This window comes from Aquimarina sp. I32.4 (assembly GCF_002924285.1).
Taxonomy (GTDB): Bacteria; Bacteroidota; Bacteroidia; order Flavobacteriales; family Flavobacteriaceae; genus Aquimarina.
Window position 1 is genome coordinate 1 of sequence record NZ_PGUB01000182.1, and the last position, 4,899, is coordinate 4,899.

The following is a 4,899-nucleotide window of genomic DNA, read 5'->3' on the forward strand; positions in this document are numbered from 1 at the left end:
AAATTTGATATCAAACCCGAAGATCTAGACTTTTCAACATCTTGATTTTCATTAATTAAATTTGACGTTAGTCGAGAGTAAAAAAAACGAACAAAATTGACAATTAAAGAAGTAAAAGACAAAATTTCTAAAGAAACGACAATTTTTAAAGTTGGTGGATTTAGACCTGAAAATACGATTCAAGAAAGTTGGATTGGAAAAGTTTCTGTTTATAAAAGTGACGAAACGATTCCGACAGATAAAAAAGGAGAATTAATGTTTCCATTAGCTCAAATTTATATTCCGAACTTACCTTTTATTCATCCAAAATTGTCGAACACAAAAATAATGACAGTTTTTATCTCAAATGAATATCCAGAATGTTTTGAAAAAATGGGAGAAAACTGGATAATAAGAGAATATGAAAATTTAGAAGATATTAGTATAAAAGATGTATCCAATCCAAAATCTTTTATAAAACAATTTCCTTTAAAAGCTGAAAAGAAACAAGACTGTCCAATTTGGGATGGTGGTGGTTTATCTTCTGAAATGGAAGACCAAATACTTGAGCTTGAAAATAATGGAGAAATTGAAAGCTACTATGATATAGCCGACTTTCATCAATATAAGCATAAAATTGGCGGATTCCCTTCTTATTGCCAATCTGGAATTGGAATTGATGAAGGATTCGGAGACGGATTTGAGTTTGTATTTCAAATTACTTCTGACGAAAAAATAAATCTAAATATAATAGACAGCGGAAGTTTAATGTTTGCGAAAAATGACCAAACCAATGAATGGACTTTATATTATGATTTTTACTAAACGAATAAATAACTGCAGGTAATAATAACCACGACACAAACCCCTAATTTTAAAGAAAACAACACACTATACTCCTCTATACAGAAGCTTTCTTTATATATACCAAAGTTTCACCATCAACCAATAACTAATACTCAATACAGTTTTCTCACTTCTCAATACTAACTTCTCAATACCAGTTGCTATACAGTATTTTATTAATTTTTTATTGATCTTTACAGCTATTTTTTGCAATAGGTATGATAAAAAATAATGGTATTTTTATTCTAAATATATAAGGAGTATAATTGCTATATTTTATTGTTAATGGCGATTTAAAAAAAGCATTGATGAAAATGATAACATATCTAATAGTTTCAGCCTTGTTTTTCAGTTCTTGTAATATGAAAAACGAACCAGTCTATACCAAACTGCAAACAGACATTTATGAAATAAACAACCAATATTTTTATAGCGAAGAAGTCCACACATACTTGATTGAACTAGAAGACAAAGTTTTGCTATTCGACATTCCAACTTATACCAAGGAAATTGAGAAATTCATACTCTCGTTCGATAAACCTGCCTACGCCATAATTTCCCATGGTTCTTGTGGGATATCAGACGGAACAAAATGGCAAGAAAAAATCGGACTAAAAGTTTATGCACATAAAGCCGACACTAATCATCCTTGGTTGAAAATGAAACCCAATGTATTCTTCACAGAGGTGCCAAATTTTGCCGAAAACATAGAAGTTGTCCATACACCAGGACATAGTGCAGGAGCAATATGTGTATTGGAAAAAAAATCAAAATCACTATTTTCAGGAGATACATTTTACGGCAATAAAGATGGAGAAATAAGAGATTTTTCTCAAGAAAGTCAGAACGACTATGAAAATCTGGAGGATAGAATAAATAGTTGCAAGGAATTATTGAAATATGATTTTGTGAATATTTATCCGTTTCATTACAAAATAATAACTAGAAATGGAAAGAGAAAACTAAGTGAGTACTTGCAAAACCGATAGGCAAAACTGCCACTTAACATAAGGTTTAGGCGTGTTTGCAAAGTCCACCAAACTTTTAAATTTTTGCGTTTTGAGAATGTAAGCTAAAAATAAAATTTTAAAATTCGACTACGTACCAGACAGAAGAGCAAGTGTTTTTCTACACGCAACGAGACATTGTAACCAATAAGAAAAAAACTTTTATGAAATTTAAAAATCTAACGACTATAATTTTACTAATAACAACATTAAATTTATCTTCACAAGATTGTATTATAACTGCTAAATCGGGTCTGAATGTAAGAAAAGAACCTTCTTTAAAAAGTAAAAAAATAGGAAAACTTGATTATAAACAGAAAGCAACAATAATTGAAAGAACTCTTGAACCTCTTAAATTAAACGAAGATGGTAAAATTATTGAAGGATTTTGGGTTAAAATAAAAACTGATAAGCTTTCAGGCTATGTTTTTAAAGAATATCTCGAAATAACCCAAGATTTAGAATATGATTATTTTAATGAAACATTCGATTCCTGGTTAAAACTAGGTTTAACCCAAAAAGAAGTAATAAAAAGGATAGGAGTCCCATCAAAAAAAGGAGAAGACCAAGAATGGTCTGCAATTTCCGCATATATCCAAGAGTGGAAATACGATAATGGTATCACATTACATATGGAATCAGAATCTGCGGACTCTAAAAAAACAGTCTTTATGATAACTATATCAGAACCTTGTAATTATAAAAATTCAAAAAAAATAGGCATAAATTCATCTATTACAGACGTTTTGAAATCATATACTAAATATATTGATGATTTGTCTTTTAGTGAAAATCAAATTATTGCAGGCTCAATATATGGTGGAGTTATTTTTGGATTTGAAAATGGAAAAGTTTCAAGTATTTTTATTGGTGCAGCAGCAGAATAATAAATGGTTGCAACACATTGTGTAAAACATAGCTAATAAAGGTTACTCTTTAACTTGTATAAACTATGTATCTTAACAAACATATATTTTATTGTTTACCAGCAAGTAAAAACGAGAAATTATGAACACAGAAGACAACAAAAATAATGCAATAGCCTTTTACAAAATGGCTTATGAGGGAAACCCCAAAAATGCGATAAAACAATATGTTGGAGAAGAATATATTCAACACAATCCTGATGTTGCAGATGGTACTCAAGGGTTTATCAATTATTTTGAAAGAATGCAGGAAGAATACCCTGATAAATCCATTGAATTTGTGAGATGCATTTCTGAAGGGAATCTTGTTGCACTACACACTCATCAGACATGGCCAGGGAACGACCAATATGTTACAATGGACTTTTTTAGATTTGATAAAAATGGAAAAATTTGTGAACATTGGGATTCAATTCAACAGATTCCTAAGAACTCAGCCAATCCAAATAAAATGTACTAATCAAAAACCAACTACTCACTGTACATAGCAAATAAGGCGTTCCATGGTTAATGAAAGTTCATTGCTATTTACAAACACCAATAACCGTAGCACAAACCCACTATACCTCTCTATACAGGAGCTTTGTTTAGATATACCAAGTTTCACCACCAACCAATAACTAATACTCAATACAGTTTTCTCACTACTCAATACTCACTACTCAATACCAGTTACCATACAATATTTTATTAATTTTTATGAGGGTTCTCTACAAAGCGTATGATAAAAAATAATAGTATTTTTATTCTAGATAAAAAACTGACGGAACTTAATGTTTTTTTTACTAATCTGTCCTATTGTAACCGACTCCACATATTACCTATATATGTAATAGGCAACACTGGCAATTATAACCGTTTTTAATTACTATTATTGGGTTCTTTTTGAAACACCGTTTGTTTGTCCCACTGGATGGAAGAAGAAAATTTCTTAGCTTTGGAAAAACAAACTAAACATAATCGTGTAGATGGCTCCGCCATCATTAGATAGCGGAGTGCACCTCACACACCACCTGCCATACGGGTCTCGTAACAGGCGGTTCACCAAATCGAAGTTTGCTCCTTATTTAAGTAGTCAATCATAGGAACGTATCCTTTTCTTTTGAGTCTGGATATGGTAATGGTAGTACCTAGTATAGGACTTTGAGCTACTGCCCAACCTCCCATTCGGGTTCGACTCCAAGCATATGCTTGTCCATGTTTAATCCCTAATCGAATCAGATTCTTACGTTTTCTCTCTACCTTTTTCCAATCATGCCAAATACAATACCGTAACCGATTACGTAGCCACTCATCTAACTTTTTCAGCTTGGTATAGCTGTTGGTTAAACGATAATTGTTTACCCATCCTCTACAGACTTTGGTAATTCTACCCAATCGCTCGACTAATGACATTGGCTTGGTTTTCTTGGTCAAACCTTTAAGATTACGCTTAAATTTATTCCAACTACTTTTACTAACAACCAACTGGTACTGTCCTTTTATGCCTTTCTTGTAGATCGGCACAAATCCATGCCCTAGCAACTCGAAATTCACAGGTCTGCGTATACCGCTTTTTGCCTTGTTTATTGGTAATTTAAGTCTTTCTCTTAGAAAAACATAAATCCTGTTTCCAACTTCTTTAGCTTTGCTTTTAGATTTTGTATAGATACTAAAATCATCTGCATATCGAACATAACGAAGACCTTGTCTTTCCAGTTCCTTATCCAAAACATCTAACATAATATTAGATAATAATGGACTTAGTGGGCTTCCTTGAGGGATGCCTCTTCGGCGTTTATAAAACCTACCATCTATAACAATGGGAGATCGTAGCCATTTACGAATCAATCGAAGGGTAATCGGACATGGTACCTTGTTGTAAATTAATTGTAGTAAAATACTGTGATCTACCTTATCAAAAAATCCTTCTAAATCAATATCTACAATATCCTGAAATCCATCGTTGATGTACCTCTGTGCTTGTAGTACTGCTTTATGGATGTTCTTCTTTGGACGGAAACCATAACTAAACGATTCAAAATCATATTCGAACTTTGTCATTAGTTGTTGGCTTACCGCTTGTTGCAAACACCTATCTACTACTGTTGGAATACCCAAAAGTCTGGTTTTACCTTGACCTTTGGGGATACGGACTCCTA

At 32.3% G+C, this 4,899-nt stretch carries 5 protein-coding genes; 4 read left to right on the forward strand and 1 reads right to left on the reverse strand.

What is annotated here, in order from left to right; translation table 11 throughout:
* Positions 1 to 96: 96 nt before the first annotated feature.
* The 4 genes from CVD18_RS21430 to CVD18_RS21445 all read left to right on the forward strand — a co-directional run bounded on the left by CVD18_RS21430 (position 97) and on the right by CVD18_RS21445 (position 3,218).
* On the forward strand, positions 97 to 804 hold the full coding sequence (locus tag CVD18_RS21430) for a DUF1963 domain-containing protein (RefSeq protein WP_103867510.1): 708 nt from the start codon (positions 97 to 99) through the stop codon (positions 802 to 804).
* Positions 805 to 1,301: 497 nt separating this feature from the next.
* Positions 1,302 to 1,814 (forward strand): MBL fold metallo-hydrolase, encoded by a 513-nt coding sequence (locus tag CVD18_RS21435; RefSeq protein ID WP_146052893.1) that lies wholly within the window; start codon positions 1,302 to 1,304, stop codon positions 1,812 to 1,814.
* Between the two features lie 182 nt (positions 1,815 to 1,996).
* A complete protein-coding gene (locus CVD18_RS21440) occupies positions 1,997 to 2,719 on the forward strand; it encodes an SH3 domain-containing protein (RefSeq protein WP_103867512.1) in 723 nt (240 codons plus the stop codon).
* 121 nt (positions 2,720 to 2,840) lie between these two features.
* Positions 2,841 to 3,218 (forward strand): nuclear transport factor 2 family protein, encoded by a 378-nt coding sequence (locus CVD18_RS21445; RefSeq protein ID WP_103867513.1) that lies wholly within the window; start codon positions 2,841 to 2,843, stop codon positions 3,216 to 3,218.
* Positions 3,219 to 3,799: 581 nt separating this feature from the next.
* Here CVD18_RS21445 and ltrA read toward each other — a convergent pair.
* Positions 3,800 to 4,899: group II intron reverse transcriptase/maturase (gene ltrA / locus CVD18_RS21450; protein WP_103867514.1), on the reverse strand; the 1,100-nt coding region annotated here is incomplete at its 5' end.

Coding starts and splice junctions, on each gene's coding strand:
- CVD18_RS21440 (WP_103867512.1), top strand. CDS start 1,997: ATGAAATTTAAAAATCTAACGACTATAATTTTACTAATAACAACATTA.
- CVD18_RS21445 (WP_103867513.1), top strand. CDS start 2,841: ATGAACACAGAAGACAACAAAAATAATGCAATAGCCTTTTACAAAATG.